This is a genomic window from Sediminibacillus terrae, from assembly GCF_009602435.1.
In the GTDB taxonomy this organism is placed as follows: Bacteria; Bacillota; Bacilli; order Bacillales; family Amphibacillaceae; genus Sediminibacillus; species Sediminibacillus terrae.
Window position 1 is genome coordinate 529,896 of sequence record NZ_VZDQ01000011.1, and the last position, 26,047, is coordinate 555,942.

Consider the following 26,047-nt stretch of genomic DNA (forward strand, 5'->3'; position numbering starts at 1 on the left):
AGAGATAATGGTGAAATTGGACATCATCGGCGATATCCATGGCTGCTATCAAGAACTGCAGCACTTATTCAAAGAGCTTGGCTACAAGATGATAGAAGGCGTTCCTGTGCATCCTGAGGGAAGAGTGCCAGTGTTTATCGGGGATTTGACCGATCGCGGGCCAGACTCGGTTTCGGTTATCAAGCTGGTTTATGAAATGGTGCGCGTTAAGAAATCAGCAAAATATGTACCAGGAAACCATTGCAACAAGCTTTACCGTTATTTTTTAGGAAACAACGTGAAACAACAACACGGACTGGAAACAACTGTGGCAGAATATAAAGCGCTGGACAGCAAGCAGCAAAAAGTGGTGCGACACCATTTTATCGATTTGTATGAAGCTGCTCCGTTATACTTGCAATTGCCGGAAGCCAATACAGTCGTTGCCCATGCAGGCATCCGGCAGGACTTGATCGGTAAGTCAGGCAAAAAAGTAAAGACCTTCGTCCTTTATGGGGATATTACGGGCGAAACGCATGAAGACGGCCGTCCTGTCAGACGTGACTGGGCTCAGCAGTACCAGGGAGAGGATTGGATTGTTTACGGACATACGCCCGTCCGGGAACCGAGAATCGTCAACCGTACGATCAACATTGACACCGGATGCGTATTCGGCAACAAGCTGACTGCATTCAGACTCCCTGAGGAAAAAACCGTGTCCGTACCATCACAACAACCCTTCGTGGAAGAAAAATTCCGTTCCTTCGATTAATTGCGACATAGTTTGATTTTGTCTTCCTAACTTCTTACATTTGTTGAGTGGGAGTTCGACGCTGCGAAAATACCCTGCGCTTTCCGCGGGCGGCTGGTGAGCTTCCTCGAGCTGACGCTCTGCGGGATCTCACCGAGGCCTTTCCTCCCGCGGGAGTCTCCGGGTATTTTCTTCGCTAGGAACAGCTTTCTGTTTAGAAACGCGTGTACTAGACTTTTTTTATTCATCGTACTCCATGCACCGTATCATCAAATGACATTGCTAGAAAAACAAGCGGAAAGTCCAAGGTGAAAAGACGGAACCCCAACTGTCTTTTATGAAAAGAAATATCTATTTCCTGACAAACGTTTGTAAGATGGCTTGTTGGTTCTCAAGGTAAAAGTCTACGATTCCGTTAATCAGCCTGCTCCATAGCGTAGGTAGCATACGCAGACTCCTGCGGGAACAGCACGAGCTGAAGATCCACTTGGTAAAGCGTTCTTTCTTTACCAAGTTAGCTGAAGCCGTGCCCGCGGAAAGCGAAGTATGCTACCGAAGCGGTGGGTAACACGCTTTTTGAATAGGCAATGGAACTTCCCCCGCAGTTTCTAGCAAATACGCTAGTAAACGAAACAGCATATAAAGAAAACCAAACGAGTTCGGATGCAGAGCATTTCGAATCACCGTCTGGTTTTTGTTTTAGCCACTGTGCTTTATTCCAGGGCTTATATTACTCTTCTAAAAGTTTTTTCATATCCTCCGGCATGGGAGCATAAAACTCAAGATATTCTCCCGTAGCCGGGTGCTGAAAGGCAAGCGTCTTGCAATGAAGGGCCTGCCTCCCGATTTTATCTTTATGACCGCCGTACAAATCATCCCCCATCAAAGGATGGCCGATATGGGAAAAGTGCACGCGGATTTGATGCGTCCTTCCCGTTTCCAGTCGGACATCGACCAGGCTGCCACCGTCTGTTTGCCGGATCACCTGATAATGGGTCACGGCACGCTTTCCGCCAGCGACTACCTCCCGTTCAATCATCGAGGTCTCTTTTTTGGCAATCGGAGCCTCGATTGTCGCAACATCTGTTTTGAGTTTCCCCTCTACCAGCGCATAATAGCTTCGATTCACGTTACCTTCCTTTTGTTTTTCAAACAGTAGGGAGTGGCTGAATCGATGCTTCGCCACTAGCAACAACCCAGATGTATCCCGGTCCAGCCGTGTGACAACATGAACCGTATAGGTAAGGCCCTGACGTTCATAATAACCGATCAACGCATTGGCCATGGTTCCGGTTGGATGCAGCATGGATGGGATCGTAACCATCCCTGCAGGCTTGTTCAAGACCATGATATCTTCATCCTCGTGAACAATATCAAGCGGGATCTCTTCGCCTGTCAAATGACTGCCGCGTTTTTCCGGCGGGAACACCACTGTAAGCTCATCCCCTGCAGCCAGAACCTGCCGGACAGTTACAGGCTGTCCATTTTTCAAAATCGCACCTCCGCTAAACTTTACGGATCGCAATATCCGCCGTGAAAAGCCTTGAATTTGTTGCAGGTATTCTTTAATGAGCATGCCCTCATGCTCGGCTGTTATTTTCCAATTCAAGTTTCTCACCTTTTCATCATTAAAATTATCGTTCATCCGCAACAAAGGAATCATGTACTCTTTTCCAAAACGGGAAAGAACGGAATCGGGCGAAACGGATTTTCTCTTCCGCTACTTTACAAATAATCCTTTCGACATTTGCATACGTTTTGGTAATATGGTCGATTGTAATCAAAAAACTTTTGTCATAAATCGGCCGAAAATCACAGGCATGGTGTTTTGGCAGGATCAGCGGAGAGCCAATCGTACGAAACACCCGGTTATTGATCGATGCCATTTCAGTTATTTGAATGGATTCCAATGAGGGATGGATAATACCGCCGCCCAATGCTTTATTGTATGCCGTACTCCCGGATGGAGTAGAAATACACAGGCCGTCCCCGCGGAATGTTTCGAAGTGTTCCCCTTTGATTTCCACATCCAACACAACCGATCCTTCCGCTGTTTTAATAGAGCATTCATTCAACGCCAAGAAGCGGTCGGTTTCTCCACCTTCTTTGGGGCAAATCGTGACTTCCAACAGTGGATATTCCACTACTTGGAACGGATTTTTAGCTATTTCGATGATCAGTTTTTCCACTTCATCGGGAACCCAGTCAGCATAAAAGCCTAGATGGCCGGTATGTATCCCGATAAATGCCGTTTTATCCAAGCGATTGATGTATGTATGAAATGCTTCCAGAAACGTTCCATCGCCCCCGACAGAAACGACCAGATCTGGTTCCTCTTCATCGTAGACCAGTTCAAAATCAACCAGGTATTGCTTAATTACAGCTTTTAATTCTTCAGATTTTGTATCCCCTTTTGAAGTGATTGCAAATTTCATGACGGCTCTCGCCCTCCTTTTAGCGATTGCTTTTGTTTTTATGGAAAATTCGCTGTGCTTCCTGGACTTCGTCTTTTATTTTAGCCATTTCCTCATCCAGTTTGAATGCTGCTTCAGCAGCTCCCTGAAGTCGCGCTTTAATGTCAGACGGGATTTGCCCGTCATATTTATAATTTAATGAATGCTCATTTGTCGCCCAGAAATTCATGGCCAGTGTCCGTATTTGGATCTCGGCCATTACCATTTTTTCTCCATGAATGGTCTCCACCGGATACCGAATGATCATGTGATACGAACGGTAACCACTATCTTTTTTCTCCGATATATAATCCTTCTCCTCGATTATCGAAAAATCATTCCTGCTTCGAAGCATATCGATAATGGTATAGATATCATCAACGAACTGGCATACCACCCTGACACCGGCTATGTCCTGTATTTCATCTTCCAAACGAGGCAAATCCGTTTTTTTACGGTGAACTTTTTCCAGGATGCTTGGTACAGGTTTTACCCTTCCAGTAATGAATTCAATCGGCGAATGCCGGGATTCGAATTCAAATTGGGCCCGCATCCCTTTTAGTTTTACCTTTAATTCCTCAACAACTTGCACATACGGAGCAAGAAAAGCTTCCCAATTCACTTGTCACGCACCACCTTCGATCATCTTGCTTGCTGATACCCCTCATTTCGTCATCATTAATTGTATCATAAATCTCCAGGCGGACTACCACGAGACAATTGGCCTAACGGATTTTACCAAAGTGGCTTCTTTTGCAATCAGCCGTTTATTTCCACCATAATGAGATACAAGTAATAATGAAACAGGAGGAATGAGAATGACACAGGAAATAGAAATTGAATTTAAAAATCTGCTGACGAAGGTAGAATATGATCGTCTTTGTGAATTTTTAGAGGTAGAAGAATCAGGTGCGCTAAGTCATACGAATCATTATTTTGAAACTCCGGGATTTGAATTGAAGCAGCACGGATCTGCACTGCGCATACGCGAAAAAAACGGGCAATGGCAGTTGACTTTGAAGGAACCACATCCAGAAGGACTGCTGGAAACCCACGATACACTGACAGAACAAGAAGCAGATTCATGGATCAACGGAGACATCATTCCGAAACCACAGGTTGCAGTACAGCTCAACCAGTTGGGAATTGACTTTGCCGCACTGAATTATGGCGGTGCTCTGACGACACGAAGGATCGAAACAGAATTCAAAGGAACCATTGTCGTATTGGACCAGAGCACCTATAACGGCTATACCGATTATGAATTGGAAGTAGAAGCGCAAGAACGACGGCATGGCCAGAGAGTTTTCGACGAGCTTCTTGAACGGCTGGAAATTAGAAAAAAACAGACACCGAACAAAATCCAAAGGTTTTACGACTCCATGGAAAACAGATAAGTTGCCCAACACAACCGCCAATTGTTACAATAAGGAAAAATCTCGTTAAGCTTGTTTTTCGTACAGCCGAATTTATAAATTCATGGCTGGGGAAAGCTTAAAATTGATTTTCTTGCAAAGTTGGAGAGGAAATGAAACATGACTGATTCCGTTACCCTGTATGAAGCCATGGGCGGCAGGGAAAAAATAGAAAAACTAGTTCAAGCCTTTTATAAACGGGTGGCGAAACATCCGGCATTAATACCGATATTTCCAAATGATTTAACGGAAACCGCAAGAAAACAACAACAGTTCCTTACGCAGCTGTTCGGCGGTCCAGCTTTATATACGGAAGAACACGGGCATCCAATGCTGCGGAGACGGCATTTGCCGTTTCCGATCACCCCGTCCAGACGTGACGCCTGGCTCGAATGCATGGAACAAGCCTTAGCAGAAGCCGAAGTGGAAGAGCCCTATCGTAGTGCCATTTTTGAACGATTGACTATGACAGCATCGCATATGATGAATACACCTGAGGATGAGAAAGGAGAATCGTTGTGAGCTGGAAACCGACTGGGCCAACTAGTAATTCAGGCACAAGAAACTCGGCGCAGTATGGCTTTTTCGATTTGTTGAAAAAACCGGTTGAAATTTATGTCTTCGTAGATCCTTTGTGTCCGGAATGCTGGTCTTTGGAACCAAGCTTGAAAAAGCTTTCCATTGAGTATGGCAGGTTTTTTACCATTCGTCCGATTCTGAGCGGGCATCTTACCGTGTTGAATAAAGATAAATTCGATAAACCTAAAAAATTGAAGGATATTTGGGAACGGACAGCCTCCCGAACTGGTATGAGTTGTGACGGTGACTTATGGCTGGAGAATCCCATCAATCTTCCGTGGCTTGCATCCATTGCAATCAAGGCGGCAGAACTGCAAGGAAAAAAAGCCGGAAGAAACTTCTTGCGTAAAGTGCAAGAAAAGCTATTCTTGAATAAACGTGATATATCTGATGAAGCAACCTTGGTTGAGTGTGCCAGAGAAGTGAACCTTGATGTACAAGAATTCACACAGGATCTGTATTCTAATTCTGCCAAAAAAGCTTTACAATGTGATTTGAAGCTGACGCAAGAGATGGAGGTCGAGTACATTCCTACCATGGTATTCTTCAATGAATCGGAAGAAGAAGGCGGCTTGAAAGTCTCGGGTCTGTATCCTTATGATATTTATGTAAAAGTATTAAAGCAAATGCTGCAGATGGATCCGCCTCCGGCAAAGAAACCGGAGTTGGAAGAGTTCATTTCCTATTACGGTTTTGTCGGCAACAAGGAAATATCCGTTGTCTATGACTGGTCTAAGGAAAAAACAGAAAAAGAAATGAAAAAACTGCAGTTGAAACAAATGGTGGAAAAAGTTCCGGTGAAGTATGGAACCTTTTACCGGCACGTTAAAGGCTGATTCCACCTCTTGTTCTCACAAGGACGTTTATGACACCCCGGTAATTTGCCGGGGTGTTTTTTATAACACAGCGCAATGGATAGATAATGTGCTGTAACTGTAAGGGAAGTTCTACTGCCTATCCAAAAAGAGTGTCAACCACCGCTTCGGTAGCATACTTCGCTTTCCGCGGACACGGCTTCAGCTAACTTGGTAAAGAAAAGCGCTTTACCAAGTGGATTTTCAGCTCGCGCTGTTCCCGCTGGAATCTGCGCATGCTACCTGCGCTAAGGAGCATGGGGACAATCGCAAGCGTAGAAATTGTTTCCTTGAGACTCGACAAGCCATCTTAAAAACGTTGGTCAAGGAAATAGGCTATTTCTTTTCATCAAAAACAGCCGGAATCCGTCTTTTCTCCTTCTCTCGACTTTTCGTTTGTTTCCCTAGCTATGTCTTTTGATAAGATACTTCTTTCAGTCCCAAGTGAATCAAAAATATCTAATACACTCATTTATAAACAGGAAACTGGTCCTAGCGGAAGAAATACCCGGAGACTCCAGCGGGAGGAAAGGCCTCGGCGAGATCCCGCAGAGCGTTAGCTCGAGGAAGCTCACCAGCCGCCCGCGGAAAGCGCAGGGTTTTTCTGCAGCGCCGAGAGTCCCACTCAACGAATGTAGGAAGGTAAAAAGGTTAGGAAGACGAATTTTTATGAAACATAAAAAAAGGAAGGATATACAGTGTATATCCTTCCTTTTGTCTATGTTCTATAGACAAAGGGGGATGGGAGAAAGTTAAGTCAAACAAAGGGGTATTGTTTGTTAATTATCTCACAAGTAAAATATATCAAGAATAAAAATAGGAAGCAATAGTTTTGCTCATGTATTCACAAAACTGTCATACTTCTATCAAGTTAACAGAATGCATACAATTTTCTTAACAACACCAAAAGGAGGCCGGAACATGCATGGCCTACTGCCTTTTCTCTTCTTCCTGGCAGCTGTAGCGGCATTTTTCTTTAACTTGTTGGGTTTTATGCGGCTCTTCCCTTTGTACATCACGGCACCTCTTTTATTTATCACTATATATCTGACAATCTTCTCTTTCGTTTACAGGAATGCCTTCAAGGGGTTTTCCAGGATGAGAAGCCGCAGGTGGTGAACAGAGCAGACACCTTCAACACAGGGTGTCTGCTCTGTTTTTTCATTCTACTTTATCTAACAAAGATTCCATTTCCGAAAGCTTATCTTCAAACACACGTAGTGCGTCTAAGATCGGTTTCTTCGATGTCATATCGACTCCCGCTTTTTTCAATACTTCGATTGGATAATCACTGCTCCCTGCCTTCAAGAATTCTAAATACCGTTCGACAGCAGGCTGTTCTTCTTTCAATATTTGCGAGGCTAATGAAGTCGCTGCAGAATACCCGGTCGCATATTGATACACATAGTAATTGTAGTAGAAATGTGGAATCCGTGCCCACTCAAGTCCGATTTCTTCATCGATCACCAATTCATCACCAAAATATTTTTTGTTCAACTCATAATACATCTCTGTCAATTTATCCGCAGTCAAAGCCTCCCCATTTTGCATATGAGTATGGATGTCATGCTCGAACTCAGCAAACATCGTCTGACGGAATACAGTACCGCGAAAGCCTTCAAGGAAGTGGTTCAGCAAGAATAGTTTTTCTTTTTCATCCTCGGTGTTCTGGATAAGGTACTCATTCAAAAGAGCTTCATTACAAGTCGATGCCACTTCAGCTACGAAGATGGAATAATTTCCGTAACGGAACGGTTGATTGTTCCTGGAATAATAACTATGCATGGAATGCCCCAACTCATGGGCAAGCGTGAACAGATTGTTCAAGTTATCCTGCCAATTCAATAGGATATATGGGTTGGTTCCGTAAGCACCTGAGGAGTAAGCCCCGCTGCGTTTACCTTTGTTTTCATCCACATCAATCCAACGGTCTTTATATCCTTCCCGGATGGTGTTTACATACTCTTCTCCCAGGGGTGCCAATCCCTTCAGCACCGTTTCTTGTGCTTCTTCATACGGTATCTTCATCGAGATATCCTTCACAAGCGGTGTATAAAGATCGTACATGTGCAGCTCATCAAGCTTGAGTACGCGCTTGCGAAGCTCTACATAGCGATGCAGAAGCGGCAGTCGTTCATTGACGGCACTGACAAGGTTATCGTAGACCTCTTCCGGGATATTGTTGTTATCCAACGCTGCCTGGCGGGCCGAATCGTATTTACGTATTTTCGCATAAAAATTATTCTTTTTGACAGCTCCACTCAAGGTAGAAGCAAAGGTGTTTTTAAAGCTGCCGAATGTTTCATACATCGCCTTGAAAGCCTCTTTCCGCACACGTGGGTCATCGGATTCCAAAAAGTTGATATATCGTCCATGCGTCAGATCGACTTCATTTCCGTCCTCGTCCTTGATCGATGGAAAGGTTAAATCGGCGTTGTTTAACATCCCAAAAGTCTGAGACGGATTATCGGTAACTTCGGAGACCTCCGCGAGCAGTTCCTCTTCCTTTTCTGATAAAACATGCGGACGTTGCCTGTTTATTTCATTCAAGGTATGTTCATACTGCTTCAATTCTGGATTTTCTTCGACAAATGTCTTCAGCTTATCCTCATCCAACGACAAAATCTCTGGTACAATGAAGCTCATTGCACTCGACGCCTGTGTAAGAATATTTTCCGCTTTTGCGTTCAACGCCTGATATAGTGAATTGGTTGTATCCTGGTCGTATCTCATATGAGCGTATGTATAAAGTTTGCCCAAACGCTCGGACACATTATCTTGTAGTTTCAAAAGGTTATAAAGCGTATCTGACGATTCATTTACCTTTCCCTGATATTGTTTGAATTCCGGCAGTTTGCTTTTCAACGATTCAAATTCTTTTTCCCATTCTTCATCTATGACAAAGATATCTTCCAGTCTCCAAGTTCGTTCTAATGGTACTTGTTCACGGCTTTGCAATTCTTTGTTCGCTTGTGTCAACACCTATTCCTCCTTGAAAATTATTCAGCTATCCATTTCCCAATTCTCGGATATCCCGCATACTCCTTCCTGCAAAAGGAGAGCTCTTTTCTATTATATCGTTTTTACTGTTCAATCATGCGAGTTGATGCTTGAGAAATCTCTTTGTTTTTTCAGGACGTGGATAACCTTTCTGTCATCACTTAAAGCTTGTTCCACATTTTCATGAAAAGTAATCGGAGTTTGTTTTTTCAATTGGCGTTCATTCACAAGGGATATTATGCGAAGGGATTCTAACAGTTTTAAATATTCTCGGATGGGATCTGTTTGATTTCTTATAAGAGGAAAGTCGGATGTGGGAGTGATTGCCGTTCTTAAAAGATGATAGCAGGGATCGAGGGAGACGATATGATGGAGTGGCAGCAACTTCAGGTATTCGAGGCACAACCTGCTTTGCCAATCCCACGGCGGAGTTTTCATTCTATACTGGCCGATAACTGGAAGATGTACGTAGCTTGGCAAAAGGGACTGGTGACAACCTCTTTGATAAAGCCATTGCCGCCAAGACTGATGAAGAGATCCTGTCCATTTTGATGGGGGTTTTGTCCGGAACTTTTGTTTGTCTTGCAGCCAACTTTCCAGTAAAAAAGATGAAAAATGTCTCTTATCTTGAAATAAAGAGAGAAAGCGGGAGTGTTGCAATGAAAGAAAATGCAAGTCTCCATAAAAAGTGCTGTTTCCTGCTGGCTGTATCTGCCGAAACAGACAAAGTTGGCCAGTATTGGGACAATAAAAGTTCATCAGCAGAGAATCACTTTGATCAAATCTTGTTAAAAACGACTGATCTATTGATGACATCCGGATTTTCCTTGCGCCTGTTCGTTTCAAACGATTTCCACCCAATATCCACAATGGTTCGATACCAAGTTTGCGGTAATCTTCCGTCCGCTTGTACATTTCTTCCCTCGTCAATGCTGCACATTGAAATTCCAGAGCTATCACTTTTTTCCCGAGACGAATCAATATATCCGGTCTTCTGCCGATTTCCGGCAAATATTTTTCCATCGTTGCTTCCAGACCTTGATATACAAGCCATCGGAATAAATGCAACTTCCCTCTTTCATGGTACTCTCCTTCTCCTCCGGAAACAGCACAAGAACTGTTGGGAGAATGTGAAAAGTGTGCGATCATCTTCCTGCCTGCTTTGACGATAACCCTCTCGCCGCAAACGGGACAGTAAAACCGCTGTTGAGTACGTAACCGCTCCACAGTCGAACGATTAGAATAAGCCAGGATGACCGGCACTCCATCCTGGTTGCAAGCTTGCAGCATATTGCCATCACCTTCTTTTTCCAATAATAAAAGTTGCTCCCCGCAAATGGATTTCATTGATTATACTAAGCAAGCAGAAGGGAAACACCTTTTACATAAAAAAATTCGTTGTTCGAGGAACAATTCCTGCCTTGACGGCTTAAGAAAAAAGAAAAAGAATATGTTGCAAAAAAATAAGGCATTCGACTTCGTCGAATGCCTTGCTTACTTAGCGGGAAAATATTGCTTAATTTGCGAAAGAGCACGCTCGGCAAATATTGGATTGCCGTACTCTTCCAGCCGATGGATGGTAATCGTGGACTCGTGCCCGAATTCGAGCAACTGACTCAAAATATCTTCTTGCTCATCATCTGTCATGAAGTTTTCCTCAAACTCCAGATATAATAAATACTGGTCCTCGAAATGGTAAAGACGATCTGTCAATCCTTCTGTTTCGCTAAAATAATGGCTTAGTTGAATGACATCTTCAAAATCTTTAAAGCTTACCACGAACGACAAATTACCCTCCTCATCCTCATCGGAATGATGATTGGTATCATGACCAGCCTCGTCGGAACTGCCAAACTTCTCATCCAGCATCGATTCGATTTTCTCGTCGACCGGCATATCGATTGTCTTGCCATTTTCTGTTGGCAGCTCAAGGTTTTGGCCGTCCTTGGATAATTGGGCTTTTGTAACGACGATTTCCAATCCTTTATCAAGTGCCTGTACTTGAATCCATAAAGGACCATCTACATTGAAATCATCTTCTTTATAATTCACTTCATCCATTACTTGCCAAAAAAGCTGCTCGCTCCGCTCGCGATTATACCAAATTTCTTCACGATCGAATCCTCTATCTTCTATATCCATATAAGAAATGTAAAATTTGACTGTATTTTCATTTATCCGTTCTATTTCCACTTTCTTCTCTCTCCCTTCTACTTATTATTAGGTGGAAGAGAAAAACTTCACCTATTTGTAATCCTATAAATCCATACCCGATACGAGTATCCATCAACCCTCAAATATAAGCAACAGCTTCTTATCTTTATTTTATGATAAATAAATTGTTTTTGAAAATATAAAAGCCTATATTTTCTAAAAAACAAAGATTATACTCATTAAATAATACACAAACCGGATCCTTGGGATGCCAGCCTGTAAATATTTATTTTAGCTTATTTATGACAAAATGTCATCCCTTTATGCCCGTTGAGTTTACTGAAAAATTTGGCAAGTGAACCTTCAGTCTCAACGACACGGATGATTGACTTATAAGGCAAAAAACCACTTGATGCTGAAGCCAAATGGTACGAGAGATGGCCCAATAAGCATGACCAAGTCATGTCCGTTATCCATCTTCAAGAATAGAAAAAGCGCAGGTCCTGTAAAAAAGACCCGCGCCTCTTATGTTATATTAGTTAACCATTCTTTGTGCTTCCCGCAATTGGAAAGTACGGACAGTTCTAGGTAAGAATCTGCGAATTTCATCTTCATTATAACCTACCTGCAATCGTTTCTCATCGAGAATGATCGGGCGGCGAAGAAGACCAGGATTTTCTTGAATTAAGTTAAAGAGGTCTTTCATTGGAAGTTGATCAAGATTCATATCTAGTTTTTGAAAAACTTTAGACCTTGTAGAAATTATTTCATCGGTACCATCTTCTGTCATTCTCAAAATTTCCTTGATTTCATCAAGTGTCAAGGTTTCCGAGAAGATATTTCGCTCACTGAATGGTATATCATGCTCTTCTAACCATGCTTTTGCTTTACGGCAAGATGTACAACTTGGTGAGGTATAAAGTGTTACCATGGAAACTTCACTCCTCATAGCGCAGATTATTTATCGTCATTTCATGATTTTGAAGAAGATATTAAATTAAAATTACTTTAAATAACTCTTCTATGTATAGTATACTACACTTGTCAATATGAAGGTAGGTTTTTATGCAAATTCCTGAATTAATTTGCCATCTTCTTAAAAGTTGTCACAAAATGAAATAAAGTTATATTTAAAGTACCCCGCCTTCCTTTTCATTAAACCATTTTTTTAAAATTTTTTTCAGTTTTGCTTTTTGCTCTTAAAAATAAGGAAGAACTGGTCAATATATATGTAATAGAATAAAGCCGCCCCTGACAGCGGGCAGCTTTGGTAATTATCACACGCCTTCGGACTGTTTCAAGGCATCAAAAATATCGTCCGTATCGCGATCATTGTCATACGTCAGTACTTCGTCAACCGGTTGATAGGACTTTCCGTAAATTTCTTCATCCTTATAGGTATGAATGTCTTCGTACATCTTTTTCATTTGTTTGTAGATTTCTTCTTCGTCCTGATTATCCGGACTCCAATATAATATCTCCATAGGAGTCTCTTCGTTCGTCGCAAGGCTTCGGCGGTTGTAGCCGATTGACTGTGCGTGGACAAAGCCCTCTCGCTGGTAAAACTTCAACCGTTTTTCCGTGTCGCTGTCTTCATAATCAACAGGTTCCACTTCCAGGATAATCGGTTTGTTCTTCGCTTTCAGCTTTTCAATCAATTTATGTCCCAAGCCCTGCCCCCTGGAGGCTGCGGATACATAAACATAATCGATAAAGATGAATGATTTGAACTCTGCGTACATAAGCACATGATATGGTCCTTCGTCTTTATAATAGACGTCGCCTTTTTCCTTTAACAGCATTTCCATATGCTTTTGAGACTTCATCTCTTCTACGGGAAAATACTTGTTTAGCTTTTCGTACCAGTTCATTGATCTACTCCTTGTATTTGTAGTCCTTTTTATTATAACGGAATATTCTTCAATTGTTAAATCTTCTCACAGACTCCCATTAGCTTTTCCCGGATATTTAGTTTCTAATCATGCACTTTAAAGCGGAATTTTCTATAACGTAAAAACACTGCCGGTAATACCGGCAGTGTTTGTTTATTCATTTAAGGGTGTATAGTCGACATTTTCTGTATAACTGTTTCCAGAATTCCAAATGAGAAATTCCTCGATCCCATTCTCATTTAGAGCTTTTATTTGCGCCTCGACTTCCTCTTTGCCGTACTGTTTTGTTTTACCACTATACAACCACGGCGCTTCAAAATCCTGAATCCACGGCCGTGATACCGGGGGGTCTTCCAAGCTATCCAGTACCTCGTTTTCCACCTTGGCATATTCGGAAACCAATTTGTATGGCTCCTCATCAGGATTATCAATGCCGAAATAAGATGTCCAGTGACTCGGGTAAATCATGGATGAAATCACGTCCACATTGTCAGCGATTTTAGAAAAGTTTTGTCCAATTCCAGGGGCCTCTTCAATAGTCGCTGAATAGCCAAAGATATCGACTGACACATCGACGTCATAATCGGACAGTTCCTCCCTGGCATGTGCAACGAAGTCCGTGACAGCTTTCACTCGTTTTTTCACCCCGTTCACTTCCAAATCGGCATAATCCCCCTGGTCGTACTCCAAATCCTTAGCCCGTCTCTCAAAACCTTCTGGAAAGCGGACATAATCAAACTGGATTTCTTGAAAACCCATTTCGGCCACCTGTTTTGCCAATTCAATATTATAGTCCCATACTTCTTTTTTAAAAGGGCTGACAAAGGCTTCTCCCTTGCCATTTGTCCATACTTCCCCGTTTTGAGTGAAAGACAAATCGGGACGTTCTTTAGCCAGTACAGAATCCTTAAATACAACAACCCTGGCAATCGGATAGATTCCTTCTTCCTCCAGCCGTTTTAGCATCTTCTCCGGGTCTCCGATATAATTGGTGCCCACATCTGCATAAGGGGAAGCTTCAGCAAATTCAAAGGTTATATTGCCATGATCCTCTTTCACATCAATCACCATACTATTCAACTCTGTGTCATTAATCAGCTTGATCAATCGGTCAAATCGTTCCCCGCCTGCTGAATTTCCTGTTACATAGATTCCCCTGACGTGGTCGGGATACTCAAAATTCAATCCTGAGTTATAAGAAAATCGTGAAATTCGTTCGGGGATTTTGTATGCTTCTACACTACTCGTGCTCTGTTGGTGGTTCTTCATGGTTTTCGCTTCCTCTTCGGCGGCCTCCACTCTTTGGGCCGATACGGTCATCAATAATAGCAGGACAGTAATCATTGTCTTCAGTTGTCGTTTCCCCATCGCTATCAAACTCCTATTTTATGTATTGAGGTTTATTTCTATTATAAAAGAAACAGGTGGAAGCTTGGAACCCGAAATTGCTGTTTTTGTCGTATTTTTACTATTTTTGACTAATATCTTCTAATGCTAGTACTTTTGCGGTATGAATCAGAAAAGCGTCCTAAAAACGATACATTCGTAAAACCTGGTCAAGCTTACAAAAGTCAAATACAGAAGCGACACCCCAACAGCTGGATGGCACACTTATGAATGAATAAAAAGACAAAAAAATCATCAGCATAGCTTTAAATGCTGATGATTTTCCGAAGAAAGACTTATTTTAAATCGAGCCCTTCTTTTTATTTTATCATGAATCTGCTATTTTCAATTTTTATTTAACTCTTGCTTGTATGCTTCAAACTCTTTGCTTGTACATGACACCCAGTGCCCTGGCGTGATTTCCCGAAATTCCGGCTCTTCGCTTGTATCATGTTGGCTTGGATCATATTCCACACGCTGGCGGTTTCGTTCGTAATCAGGATCTGGCAATGGTATGGCCGAAAGAAGGGATTTCGTATATGGATGTAACGGATTTTTGTACAGCTCATCACTATCTGCCAGTTCTACCAGTTTTCCGAAATACATAACCCCGATGCGGTCACTGATATATTTTACCATGGACAAGTCGTGCGCGATAAATAGATAAGTCAATCCATGATCCTCTTGCAATTCTTTCAACAAGTTTACTACTTGCGCTTGAATGGACACATCAAGCGCGGAGATTGGTTCGTCGGCAATGATAAATTCTGGATCAACTGCCAAAGCCCTTGCGATACCAATCCGCTGCCGCTGTCCACCACTGAATTCATGCGGATAACGGTTGGCGTGTTCCTTATTCAGTCCGACTCTTTCCAGCAACTCTTCCACCCGTTGTTTACGTTCCTGTGGAGTCTTGGACAATCCATGAACATCCAGTCCTTCTGCAATGATATCCATTACCGTCATACGCGGATTCAAAGAGGCATATGGATCTTGGAAAATCATTTGCATCTTCTGATTGAACTTTTTCAAATCCTGGCTGTTTTTCTTACCATGAACATCTTCACCCTTGAATTTCACATTACCATCCGTTGCATCATACAAACGGATGATAGTACGGCCTGTTGTCGATTTACCACAGCCAGATTCACCGACCAGACCAAAGGTTTCTCCTTTATAAATATCAAAAGAAATACCATCTATTGCTTTTACGACACTGTGCCTTCCCGTTTTAAAGTATTGCTTTAAATTGCTTACTTCCAATAATTTTTCTTGAGTCACGGTCACGGCCGTTCACCTTCCTTCGATTCGCCGGCTCCTGTCTGGGCAAATCCCTTCATACGACGCTTAACTGCCTCTGGAGGTTCTATGTCCGGTGCATATTCGTGCAAGAGCCAAGTCGCCGCATAGTGGGTATCTGACACTTTGAACATCGGAGGTTCCATTTCCTTATCTATTTCCAATGCATATTCGTTCCGTGGAGCGAAAGCATCCCCTTTAGGCGGCTTCAGCATATCCGGAGGCGAACCTGGAATAGCGATAAGGCTGTCCTCTGTACTATCAAGCGTCGGCATCGATCCCAACAATCCCCATGTATATGGGTGTTTCGGATTATAGAAAATTTCATCGACAGTGCCGATTTCCACGATCTTGCCGGCATACATTACGGCAACACGATCAGCGACGTTTGCCACTACACCTAAATCATGGGTGATAAAGATAATCGAGCTTTCTGTTTTCTTTTGAATATCCTTCATCAATTCCAGAATTTGTGCCTGGATGGTTACATCCAATGCTGTTGTCGGTTCGTCGGCAATCAATATCTTCGGGTTACATGCCAACGCAATGGCAATCACGACACGCTGCCGCTGCCCGCCTGAGAATTGGTGTGGATACTGATTGATTCTCTCCGTCGGATTCGGAAGTCCTACAAGCTCCAACAATTCGATAGCACGGCTTTTCGCCTGTGCCCGGCTCATTTTTTGATGCTTGATGAGCCCCTCCATGATCTGATTGCCGATTTTCATCGTAGGGTTCAAAGATGTCATCGGATCCTGGAAAATGGTTGAGATATCTTTTCCACGGATTTGCTGCATCTCTTTTTCCTTCAATTTTGCTAAATCCTTGCCATCAAACAATATTTCTCCTTGTTTAATCCGGCCCGGCGGTGAGGGAATCAATCTTGCGAGTGCTCTCGTAGTTACGGATTTACCAGAACCCGATTCCCCGACAATCGCTAATGTTTCTCCTTTTTTCAGGTCAAAGGTAACACCGCGTACCGCTTTTACTTCTCCGCCGTACGTATCAAAGGAGATGTGTAAGTCATTTACTTCTAAAATCTTCTCCATGTCAGCACATGCCTCCTATTCACGCATCTTCGGATCTAACGCATCACGCAGTCCGTCTGCCAAAATATTAAATCCGATCATAATCAATGAAATGACAATCGCAGGGAAAATCATGATATGCGGGTTGATTTGCAACGCTTTGAAACCGTCATTGATCAATGTACCAAGTGAGGCATCCGGCGGCTGCAGTCCCAAACCGATAAAGCTTAAGAATGCTTCAAAGAAAATGGCGTTAGGGATGGTAAACATTGTATTGACAATGATCATACCCAGAGTATTTGGAATTAGATGTTTCGACAATATCCTAGGGTGGGAAGATCCCAATGTCCGTGATGCCAATACAAACTCCTGGCCTTTCAGCTTGAGGACTTGTCCCCTGACAATCCTGGCCATTCCGGTCCATCCCGTTATGGTGAGCGCGATAATTATCGCGATAATCCCAGGGTCTAATATCATGATCATCAGGATTACCACAACAAGGTTTGGAATTCCGACAAGTATTTCGATGATACGCTGCATGACATTATCTGTCCTGCCGCCAAAGTAGCCGGAAATACCGCCATAGGCTACACCGATGAGCATATCGATTGCAGCAGCTACAAACGCAATTAACAAGGAAATCCTGGTTCCGTACCAGGTACGTGTAAACAAGTCACGGCCCAATGTGTCGGTACCGAACCAAAAATACTCATCTTGAAGTCCTTTCGCTTCATAAATGTGATAGTAACCAGTTACTTTAGCAGAATCTTTGCTTCCATCGCCTTCACGCTTTACATCATAAGTGATGAATTCATCATCCCTCTGGGTAAAACGCTGACGGATGCGGTCTTTTGCTGCATCGACACTGGCAGCTTCATAGGTTTCCGTTTTTGTTCCATCAAGCCGCAGCCATTGGATTGATTCCAATCCTTGCACACGAGGCGGCAATTTGGACAACCCTAAATCCTGATCATCCACCCCGTCGTCGTTAAAATGCGGACCGATTATGGACATGACGGCAATCAACACGATTACGATCAGTCCGAATATGGCACCTTTGTTCGTTTTCAAACGTCTCCAGGCATCCTGCCAGTAAGTCAAGTTAGGACGCTGGATTTGTTCACTTTCATTTTCATCTGGCTTAGCAGGTACAAACAGGTCTTTATTCAGCTTTTCTTTGTCCATCAATCTTTACCTCCAGCTAATCGAATACGCGGATCTATGATTCCGTATAGTATATCGATTACAAGTATTATCAAGATGAAGAAGAAGGCGAAGAAAAGGGTTGTTCCCATGATTACCGGAAAATCATTTGTTGTTACCGAAGTGACAAATTGTTCTCCGATGCCAGGGATAGAAAAAATTTGTTCGATAACCAATGTACCTGTCATAAGGCTGACTGCCATTGGCCCCATTACAGTGACCAAAGGAATCAATGCATTACGCAAGCCGTGCTTAAACATAATGCCACCCTTTGTAACGCCTTTTGCCCGTGCGGTTACGATGTAATCCGAACCAAGTACTTCGATCATCTCTGTACGTAGAAAACGTGCTGCAATCGCAAGTGGGAAAATCGCCAAAGCGATTGTCGGCATAATCGTATGCTTGAAGCCTTCCCAAAATGCAATCGGCAAAAGACCAAGTTTTACGCCGACAAAGTATTGAAGCAAGCCGGCAAAAATGAATGACGGAATCGAAATACCAATCACTGAAATGACGTTGGACGTGTAATCGATCCAGGAATTATTTCGAACTGCGGCAACTAAACCGAGCAGCATACCGAGGATGGTACCGAGAATCATCGCCTGGAACCCTAAATGAGCTGAAACAGGAATCCTGCTAGCCAACAAATCGGTTACTGGCTGGTTATTCAATTGGAATGACACCCCTAAATCCCCTTGGACAAGGTTGCCTAAATAATTGATATATTGTACTGGTACAGGGTCATCTAAATTATATTTTTCATAAAGGATTTCCAATTGTGCTTCGGAAAGTTTTTCCTCTGCTTTCATTGGTGAGCCTGGCAGCATCTTCATGAGAAAGAATGAAAACGTCGCAATCAAGAACAACGTGAGCAGCATATAGCCAAGCCGCTGAAGTATATATCTCGCCATCCCTATCCCTCCTAATCTATCAAGATTATATTTAATCTTCTAATAATTCTAAAAATCTAGTCAAATTGAAAAAGAGAGTATACGCCCGCAAGCAGCTGGCAGTACACTCTCCTCTCCTCTACCAAAGAGGTAATTCATCATCTCATAGTATCAAGTTTATTCTTCGATATAAGCCCACTTATATGAGAAGTCTGCCCCCATTGGATTGAAAATAACGCCTTTAACAGATGGTCTCCACAGATATGCACGGGAACGCTGGTACAATGGGGCGATCGCCGCATCATCCATCAGCACTTTTTCTGCTTCAAGATAGTTGTCATAACGTGCAGACAGGTCTGTCAACAATTCGTTATTCGCTTCTTTGATCAAGGAATCATATTCTTCGTTGTTATAGTTCATAGTCATATACGGGCTGTCAGAAGTCCACATGTTCAACCATGTACTCGGGTCAAGATAGTCTGGACCCCAGCCTGAATTTTGGATGTCATAGTCAGAAGCTTCATCTCTTGCAATACGTTCTTCAAACGGCACAGAAGAAATTTCGACAGTCAAACCTTCAAGTGTTTCTTCAAGCTGGTTCTTGATGTAAGCATCCATTTCCGTAGCAGTTTCAGTGTCACCGCCAAGGTAGCGAAGCTCGATAGAATCTACACCCAACTCATCAAGACCTTTTTGCCACAATTCTTTCGCTTGTTCTTTATCCGTAGTCAGCAAGTCACCATTGATGTCACGGAAGTCTTCACCAGATTCTGGATGAGTGGTGAAATCTACTGGTACAGCTGCATTAGATACAATCGAACCGTTAGCAAGGATTACATCAACCATGTCTTGCTTGTTGATTGCCATGGCAATCGCCTTACGGATGTTTTTGTTTGCAAGGTATTCGTTTGCCTGGTTCATTTTCAAGTAGAACAAGGTTGGTTCTGGAAGTGTACGGTAATCTTCCGTTCCAGCATATTGTTCCACGAATTCAGCAGTCAAGCTAGCACGGTCTGTTTCTCCAGTGTCATACAGGTTAACAGCTGTACTTGTTTCTTTAACAACGTCAACGTTGATTTCTTCTAGCTGGACAGTTTCAGCATCCCAGTAATCCGGGTTCTTTTTCATTGTCCAAGATTCATTTGCTTTCGGATCCCAGTCTTCGAGTACGAATGGGCCATTGTAAATCAAGTTGTCAGAAGTTAGTGCATAGTCATCGCCTTGTTCTGTTACAAAATCTTCATTTAACGGCAAGTAGGTGCCGAATGTTAGCAAGCTGTGGAAATATGGTACAGCTTTTTCCAAAGTGATTTTCAATTCATAGTCGCTGACTGCTTCGACGCCAAGTTCTTCAACGTCTTTTTCACCATTGTTGATGGCAGTAGCATTTTTAAGTACATCGTTCATCATGAAGGGGCCGTATTCAGATCCTGTATCCGGATCGATAGCACGTCTCCAAGCGAACACGAAATCGTGGGCAGTTACAGGGTCGCCGTTGGACCAAACTGCATCTTCACGTAGTTTAATATTCCAAGTCAAACCATCTTCACTTACTTCAGGTTCTCCTTCAGCAATACCTGGTACCGGCTCAGCATTTTCACCTAGACGGTAAAGACCTTCCATAGTGGAGCCCAAGTATTGGAATGCAACAGCGTCAGTTGCGTGAGAAGAATCCATGGTCGGGATTTGCGAAGTATCAAGCAGGTTAAGCACCTGTTCGCCACTAGCCTCTCCGCCTTCTTCTGAAGTACCTTCATCGGTACCTTCTTCAGTTCCTGTGTCTTCACCGCTGCTGTCGCCTTCGGAACTGGATCCGCCGGAACAAGCTGCAAGGAAAACACTCAATAGTAGTGCCATTGCAAGCAATAGCCAATTTGCCTTTCTCATGAAGTAAATGACCTCCCCTTAGATTAAATTTTCTAAATATTTGCGCGGATGTTTGATCCACAATTTGAATTATACAAGTTTTCATACAATTTTGCATCATTTTTTTTACAAAAATTTTATCAAACCGCATAAACATTGCATTCTAATTACATAAAATAGTTCTTTTGTACTAGCTAATTGTCATTCATTGCTTGTTTTTACGAAACTATATCAAGACGTTTTTCATTCATCCCGTATATACGTTTATTGATTTCCTTTCCTATGAATTATTTTACCGTTTGTCCAATCATGCTATAATACTTCATATCTATGGAAAAGTTGGTGTATGTATGAAAGTTCTTCAGAATAAGTGGGTGTTGCTCGTGTTAAACATTGCAGCCAACCTGCTTGTTTTCCTGTTTGTCACTCCTGTTCTGCAGCTGGAACAGCTGATCAATATCCTCTTTTACTTCGGCAGCTGTTGGTTGTTTGTCGGTATATTTGTATGGATTGTCCATAGCGGCTTTTTTGATGGAGTTGTATATGGTTTCAGGAAATCGTTCGAACGAAGCTTTAAACGGAAAGATTATTTTGCGGAAACTGATACGCTGCCTTCCGAAAAAGTGAGCATTTCCTTTGTCAAAGCCGTCTCTTTCCAGGGGATCAGTTTGCTTCTGTTAATGCTTATCCTGTTGGCATGGTTTTATGCAGCCTAGGACAATGCTCTGTTGAAATTTCAATTAAATAATAGTTAATTTATAATTCTTTACTTCAGAGTTTTAGAAATGGAGCGGCGGTTCGCCGCTTTTTTATTTTTCTCTGCTTTTATTCATTTTTGGACAAAACATAACCTCTTGATAGGCGGAACGGCTATTTTACAAGGATATTGTCACTGTTTAATGTATAGGAGGACACGTTCGATCGTTAAATCCGTACTAAGTCAAAGGAATTGAACCGATGGATGGACTTTATACGTTGATCATAGATAAGATGAAGTTCGTTTTCGGCGGTTCTCGGCTTGTTTTAAAGTGCGTTTTCAACGGCTCTCTGCCTCTTTTTGAGCTTCCCTTCATTGGCGGAGCTGCTTTTAGGAGGTTGCCCTTGCATTTCCTGACAAGACTTTATATAATGTAAAAAAATCAATATCAAAAGCAATGAAAAAGGCGTAGTACAATCGCCCGCTGATTTATAGAGAGCTTGTGGCTGGTGGAAACAAGCATCAAGGTGGATTGGAATTGGACTTTCGAGCTAAATTGAATTCTCAAGTGATCAACTGGTCGACAGTTTGATAACAAGGGTGGCACCGCGGTTCATTCGTCCCTTCGAAAGAGGGAAAGAATGAGCTTTTTTTGTGTTCGATTTTTGCTCGCAAATTCCTTAATCAATGCTTTACATTATGAAGAGGTGATTATCATGAAGACTATATTTTCGGGAATCCAACCGAGCGGAACGTTGACACTCGGAAACTATCTAGGAGCAATGAAACAGTTCGTCGAGTTACAGGAAGAAAACCACTGCTATTTTTGTATCGTTGACGAACATGCCATTACCGTTCCACAGGACCGTTTGAAGCTGCGGGATAACATTCGCTCGCTTGCAGCCCTCTATCTGGCATCAGGTATCGATCCAGAAAAATCCACATTGTTTATTCAGTCCGAAGTGGCCGCCCATACACAGTTAGGCTGGATGTTACAATCCATCAGTTATATCGGTGAATTGGAGCGGATGACGCAATTCAAAGACAAATCAGCAGGAAAAGAAGCAGTTTCTTCTTCACTGCTTACTTACCCTCCGCTAATGGCTGCAGACATTTTGCTTTATAAGACAGACGTGGTCCCGGTGGGGGATGATCAAAAGCAGCATCTGGAACTCACCCGTAATTTAGCCCAAAGGTTCAATAATAAATTCAATGACATCTTTACCGTTCCGGAAATTAGTATTCCGAAAACCGGCGCAAGGATTATGTCCTTACAAGACCCAACCAAAAAAATGAGTAAATCTGATTCGAATCAAAAGGCCTCCATTTTCATGCTGGATGATGAGAAGAAAATTGAAAAGAAAATCAAAAGTGCAGTCACTGATTCAGAAGGGATTGTTAAATTTGATAAAGAAAACAAACCTGGTGTATCCAACCTGCTTGCCATCCACGCAAGCTGTACCGGTATCTCCATTGCTGAATTGGAGAGCAAGTACCAGGACAAAGGTTATGGGCAGTTTAAACAAGATACCGCCGATGCGGTTATTTCCCTGCTCAAGCCTCTTCAAGAGCGCTACTATGAGTTGATCGACTCGCAGGAACTTGATGATATTCTCGATAGCGGTGCTGATAAAGCCGAGCAAGCTGCAAACAAAATGCTTGCCAAAGCAAAAAAGGCAATGGGATTGGGAAGAGTCAAAAAGAAGCCGAAAAAGTGATTGTTGCACAAATAATCCTTAAATACTTTTTCAATGGAAAAACCCGCAAAAACAGTTCTCTTTGCGGGTTTTCTTTTTCCTATTCCATAAGAAAGACAGGCAACTATCCGGTCTTTCTTTTGTTAAAGCATTCGTTTGTATGTGTTTTGCTGCTCCTGATTCTGTTCCAGTTCATACATTTTCTCGAAGAACGGCTGACCTTTTACCAACTTGGCACAAAGTTCTTCATGCGCTCTGCTCCAGCCCGGACTTACTCCTTCGTACAAAGCTTGCCAGGCAGCGTTGAAGTCCATCTGCCGGATTTGCGAATATTGGTCCGGATTCCACTCTGTCAGCCAGTAACGGACTTCCTGTAAGTTTTGCGTACCCTCCAGCTGATCTAAAGCCATCATCAATAATTGCTTTAGCTGCCGTTCTTTCCTTGTTAATCCCAGCATCGAATCAGGTGAGAGTGACAAAATATGATATTCTTTCTCCCTCTGTTCCGGAGAAAAAGAAAACTCCAATCTGCTCGTACCGTCAATTAAATCGTACACAAGCCGTTCCTGTCTCGGTATTAACCTGCTTTTTCTAACCGGCAGGTGGTAGCCCATCGTATCGATTGCCAATATTGACTGGCCATCCGTGATCACACAGGCATATTCCAACGGTATCCGTTCTTGGTTTTTCCGCAAGTATGCCCGCTGATGAATTGCCTCCAGCAAGCTTTTGGGCAAATCCTGCAAGTCATTTTCTATATAGTGGTACAACATCTCATCAATGTAAAGAACCGGTACCTGGTCCAGCAGTTCAATGCCGTCTTCTTTTCTCCATTCATGAAATGCGCAAACATTGTAGCCGTTTTCTTCGCCTTCAAACCAATTCACCCATACGTCGTGTAAATACAACATGTCGAACCCCCGCTTTATTAATTGGATCGTTAGAAAATTGCGGCCTATTGAGACTTGCCGGCATTCCTTCATGCTGTTCCTATCATCTTGACCTGCCTGCTGCCAGTCGGCCTGGCCGGAAATTGTGGATCGTACAATATATAACCGCTTTATTTACGATACATTATGGCCAAAAAAGGAATAATTATTCTAACCAACCTAATAATTAACAGGTATTACCCTGGATACTTATATATTGCGATGATGATCAAAAGAAGACCAAGCGGAAGAAAATAACATTCCAATCTCCCCTGGATAAATAAGAAGTAATCGATCCAGGAAAGGCCCGCAGGAATGAAATTCAAGTAGAGAATGAACGTGACGCCGCCAGATACAGCTAAACCGAATCCTACAAGAAACAATAAAATATAGCCCACGATTTCTTCCCCCTGCCTGTCCGACTTGATCGTTTACTTATATGTATGTAGGACAGGCAGTTCTGATGCCCTGTAAGTTCTTTTCACTAAAAAAAGCATACGAAAAGTTGCCGGGACAAAATCATGACTGCCAAGACCAAAACCGGTCGACTTGATTGTTTCAATTTGGTATAGTGCCCACGGAGTGCGAGTACCTTGCTTCAGTGGAGAGTTGCACGATTCATATAATACAAAAAAAGCCGAACGAAATCGTTCGGCTTTTTTTTACTCTATGCTTTTGTCCTTGTTCCCCGGGAAAAAATCAAGCATCCTGATATTTCTTGAAAATAAGGGTCGCATTGTGACCACCGAATCCAAGCGAGTTACTCAATGCATATTCGTATTCCTGGTGTCTTGCTTTATTCGGTACATAATCGAGGTCACATTCTGGATCCGGTGTTTCCAAATTGATCGTTGGCGGTAAAATGCTCTCATTGATGGATTTAACCGAAATAATTGCCTCAATTGCCCCTGCTGCGCCCAGCAAGTGGCCGGTCATCGACTTGGTAGAAGATATCGCCAAGTTATCAACATGCCCACCGAAAACTTGCTTGATCGCTTTTGTTTCAAATGGATCGTTCAATTCGGTACTCGTGCCATGCGCATTGATATAAGCAACCTCAGATACATCGACACCCGCATCGCTTATTGCCTGGTTCATGGAACGGACAGCTCCTTCCCCTTCTGGAGCCGGGGAAGTAATATGGTAGGCATCTCCGGCAGATCCGTAGCCGACGATCTCTGCATAAATTTTCGCTCCACGCTGTTTGGCGGATTCTAATGTTTCGATAACAAGTATTCCTGCTCCTTCACCCATGACAAATCCGTCACGATTTTTATCGAATGGACGGCTTGCTGTTTTCGGATCATCATTGAAGGTCAATGCTTTTGCAGTAGAAAACCCGGCGAAAGCCATTTTTGTAAGAGGGGCTTCTGCGCCGCCGGTAATCATGACATCTGCATCTCCCCGCTGGATGACTTTAAAGGCGTCGCCAATGGAATTGGTCCCGGATGCACAAGCTGTCACCGTACAGGAATTGATTCCTTTCGCTCCCAATTGGATGGAAATTTGACCGGCTGCCATATCAGGGATAAGCATTGGTACAAAGAACGGGCTTACACGACGGTAGCCTTTTTCCTGGAATTTTTCAAACTGCTCTTCGTACGTCTTCATGCCGCCAATGCCGGAACCTACCCAGACACCCACACGCGGGGCCAGTTCTTCTGTTATATCCAGGTCGGCGTCTTTTACCGCCATTTTTGCGGCACCGACAGCATATTGCGTAAACAGATCCATCCGTTTGGCTTCTTTTTTCTCCATGTAATTCACTGGATCCCAGTCTTTCACTTCACCCGCAACTTTTGCCGGAAAATCGTCTTTGTCGACTTTGGTCACAAAATCGATTCCCGATTTTCCTTCTATAATATTCCCCCACATCGTGTCTACATCATTACCGACAGGGCTGACAGCTCCTAGTCCAGTGATAACTACACGTCTATTTTCCATTATATGCTCCTCCTTCACTATCCCATGTCTA

At 42.9% G+C, this 26,047-nt stretch carries 23 protein-coding genes and 1 other annotated feature; of the genes, 6 read left to right on the forward strand and 17 right to left on the reverse strand.

Going from position 1 to position 26,047, the window contains the following annotated elements:
• Positions 1–10: 10 nt before the first annotated feature.
• Positions 11–751 carry a bis(5'-nucleosyl)-tetraphosphatase PrpE gene (prpE, locus tag F6X55_RS05245; RefSeq protein ID WP_153462271.1) on the forward strand — a complete coding sequence of 247 codons (741 nt, stop codon included), beginning with the start codon at positions 11–13 and terminating at the stop codon, positions 749–751.
• 709 nt (positions 752–1,460) lie between these two features.
• Here the strand turns inward: prpE and F6X55_RS05250 are convergent.
• Genes F6X55_RS05250 through yjbM form a run of 3 tightly spaced genes read right to left on the reverse strand, consistent with a single transcriptional unit; the run spans position 1,461 to position 3,805 of the window.
• Complete coding sequence (locus F6X55_RS05250; protein WP_237648601.1) at positions 1,461–2,393, reverse strand: RluA family pseudouridine synthase; 933 nt, start codon at positions 2,391–2,393, stop codon at positions 1,461–1,463.
• On the reverse strand, positions 2,365–3,165 hold the full coding sequence (locus tag F6X55_RS05255) for an NAD kinase (protein WP_026571097.1): 801 nt from the start codon (positions 3,163–3,165) through the stop codon (positions 2,365–2,367). Before F6X55_RS05255 ends, F6X55_RS05250 begins: the two co-directional genes overlap by 29 nt.
• Positions 3,166–3,184: 19 nt before the next feature.
• Positions 3,185–3,805, reverse strand: coding sequence for a GTP diphosphokinase (gene yjbM / locus F6X55_RS05260; protein ID WP_026571098.1), 621 nt, complete (start codon positions 3,803–3,805; stop codon positions 3,185–3,187).
• 196 nt (positions 3,806–4,001) lie between these two features.
• Between yjbM and F6X55_RS05265 the strand changes: the two genes are divergently transcribed.
• From F6X55_RS05265 to F6X55_RS05275, 3 genes are all read left to right on the forward strand, one after another.
• Entirely contained in the window at positions 4,002–4,580 is a 579-nt protein-coding gene (locus tag F6X55_RS05265; protein WP_153462273.1) for a CYTH domain-containing protein, read from the forward strand.
• 138 nt (positions 4,581–4,718) lie between these two features.
• Positions 4,719–5,120, forward strand: a complete 402-nt coding sequence (locus F6X55_RS05270; RefSeq protein ID WP_026571100.1) for a globin domain-containing protein — start codon at positions 4,719–4,721, stop codon at positions 5,118–5,120.
• On the forward strand, positions 5,117–6,013 hold the full coding sequence (locus F6X55_RS05275; RefSeq protein ID WP_026571101.1) for a ClpXP adapter SpxH family protein: 897 nt from the start codon (positions 5,117–5,119) through the stop codon (positions 6,011–6,013). Before F6X55_RS05270 ends, F6X55_RS05275 begins: the two co-directional genes overlap by 4 nt.
• 1,179 nt (positions 6,014–7,192) lie before the next feature.
• Here F6X55_RS05275 and pepF read toward each other — a convergent pair.
• From pepF to F6X55_RS05330, 11 genes are all read right to left on the reverse strand, one after another.
• Positions 7,193–9,010 carry an oligoendopeptidase F gene (pepF, locus tag F6X55_RS05280; RefSeq protein WP_153462275.1) on the reverse strand — a complete coding sequence of 606 codons (1,818 nt, stop codon included), beginning with the start codon at positions 9,008–9,010 and terminating at the stop codon, positions 7,193–7,195.
• 111 nt (positions 9,011–9,121) lie between these two features.
• On the reverse strand, positions 9,122–10,345 hold the full coding sequence (locus F6X55_RS05285; RefSeq protein ID WP_161993059.1) for a competence protein CoiA: 1,224 nt from the start codon (positions 10,343–10,345) through the stop codon (positions 9,122–9,124).
• Positions 10,346–10,525: 180 nt separating this feature from the next.
• On the reverse strand, positions 10,526–11,224 hold the full coding sequence (gene mecA, locus F6X55_RS05290; protein WP_153462279.1) for an adaptor protein MecA: 699 nt from the start codon (positions 11,222–11,224) through the stop codon (positions 10,526–10,528).
• A 496-nt stretch (positions 11,225–11,720) separates the two neighbouring features.
• The gene (spxA, locus tag F6X55_RS05295) at positions 11,721–12,116 is read right to left on the reverse strand and encodes a transcriptional regulator SpxA (RefSeq protein ID WP_026571105.1); all 396 of its coding nucleotides are present in this window, start codon (positions 12,114–12,116) and stop codon (positions 11,721–11,723) included.
• A 346-nt stretch (positions 12,117–12,462) separates the two neighbouring features.
• On the reverse strand, positions 12,463–13,056 hold the full coding sequence (locus tag F6X55_RS05300; RefSeq protein ID WP_026771739.1) for a GNAT family N-acetyltransferase: 594 nt from the start codon (positions 13,054–13,056) through the stop codon (positions 12,463–12,465).
• Between the two features lie 174 nt (positions 13,057–13,230).
• Entirely contained in the window at positions 13,231–14,445 is a 1,215-nt protein-coding gene (locus tag F6X55_RS05305) for a putative glycoside hydrolase (protein ID WP_153462281.1), read from the reverse strand.
• Between the two features lie 363 nt (positions 14,446–14,808).
• The gene (locus F6X55_RS05310; RefSeq protein ID WP_026571107.1) at positions 14,809–15,744 is read right to left on the reverse strand and encodes an ABC transporter ATP-binding protein; all 936 of its coding nucleotides are present in this window, start codon (positions 15,742–15,744) and stop codon (positions 14,809–14,811) included.
• 2 nt (positions 15,745–15,746) lie between these two features.
• Positions 15,747–16,811, reverse strand: a complete 1,065-nt coding sequence (locus F6X55_RS05315) for an ABC transporter ATP-binding protein (protein WP_026571108.1) — start codon at positions 16,809–16,811, stop codon at positions 15,747–15,749.
• Positions 16,812–16,826: 15 nt separating this feature from the next.
• On the reverse strand, positions 16,827–17,975 hold the full coding sequence (opp3C, locus tag F6X55_RS05320; protein ID WP_026771741.1) for an oligopeptide ABC transporter permease: 1,149 nt from the start codon (positions 17,973–17,975) through the stop codon (positions 16,827–16,829).
• Complete coding sequence (gene opp3b / locus F6X55_RS05325) at positions 17,975–18,904, reverse strand: oligopeptide ABC transporter permease (protein WP_026571110.1); 930 nt, start codon at positions 18,902–18,904, stop codon at positions 17,975–17,977. Before opp3b ends, opp3C begins: the two co-directional genes overlap by 1 nt.
• Before the next feature lie 156 nt (positions 18,905–19,060).
• Positions 19,061–20,770, reverse strand: coding sequence for a peptide ABC transporter substrate-binding protein (locus F6X55_RS05330; protein ID WP_153462283.1), 1,710 nt, complete (start codon positions 20,768–20,770; stop codon positions 19,061–19,063).
• Between the two features lie 329 nt (positions 20,771–21,099).
• On the opposite strand from F6X55_RS05330, the gene F6X55_RS05335 reads away from it, so the two are divergent.
• The gene (locus F6X55_RS05335) at positions 21,100–21,465 is read left to right on the forward strand and encodes a DUF3899 domain-containing protein (RefSeq protein WP_153462284.1); all 366 of its coding nucleotides are present in this window, start codon (positions 21,100–21,102) and stop codon (positions 21,463–21,465) included.
• A 429-nt stretch (positions 21,466–21,894) separates the two neighbouring features.
• Positions 21,895–22,074 (forward strand) — a binding site (T-box leader).
• An 88-nt stretch (positions 22,075–22,162) separates the two neighbouring features.
• Positions 22,163–23,164, forward strand: coding sequence for a tryptophan--tRNA ligase (trpS, locus tag F6X55_RS05340; RefSeq protein ID WP_026771744.1), 1,002 nt, complete (start codon positions 22,163–22,165; stop codon positions 23,162–23,164).
• A gap of 122 nt (positions 23,165–23,286) precedes the next feature.
• On the opposite strand, the gene F6X55_RS05345 is transcribed toward trpS, so the two are convergent.
• The 3 genes from F6X55_RS05345 to fabF form a co-directional block, all read right to left on the reverse strand.
• The gene (locus F6X55_RS05345) at positions 23,287–24,054 is read right to left on the reverse strand and encodes a YjbA family protein (RefSeq protein ID WP_026571113.1); all 768 of its coding nucleotides are present in this window, start codon (positions 24,052–24,054) and stop codon (positions 23,287–23,289) included.
• Between the two features lie 215 nt (positions 24,055–24,269).
• Positions 24,270–24,470 (reverse strand): YuzI family membrane protein, encoded by a 201-nt coding sequence (locus tag F6X55_RS05350; protein ID WP_026571114.1) that lies wholly within the window; start codon positions 24,468–24,470, stop codon positions 24,270–24,272.
• A gap of 301 nt (positions 24,471–24,771) precedes the next feature.
• Entirely contained in the window at positions 24,772–26,016 is a 1,245-nt protein-coding gene (gene fabF, locus F6X55_RS05355; RefSeq protein ID WP_153462286.1) for a beta-ketoacyl-ACP synthase II, read from the reverse strand.
• Between the last annotated feature and the right edge of the window lie 31 nt (positions 26,017–26,047).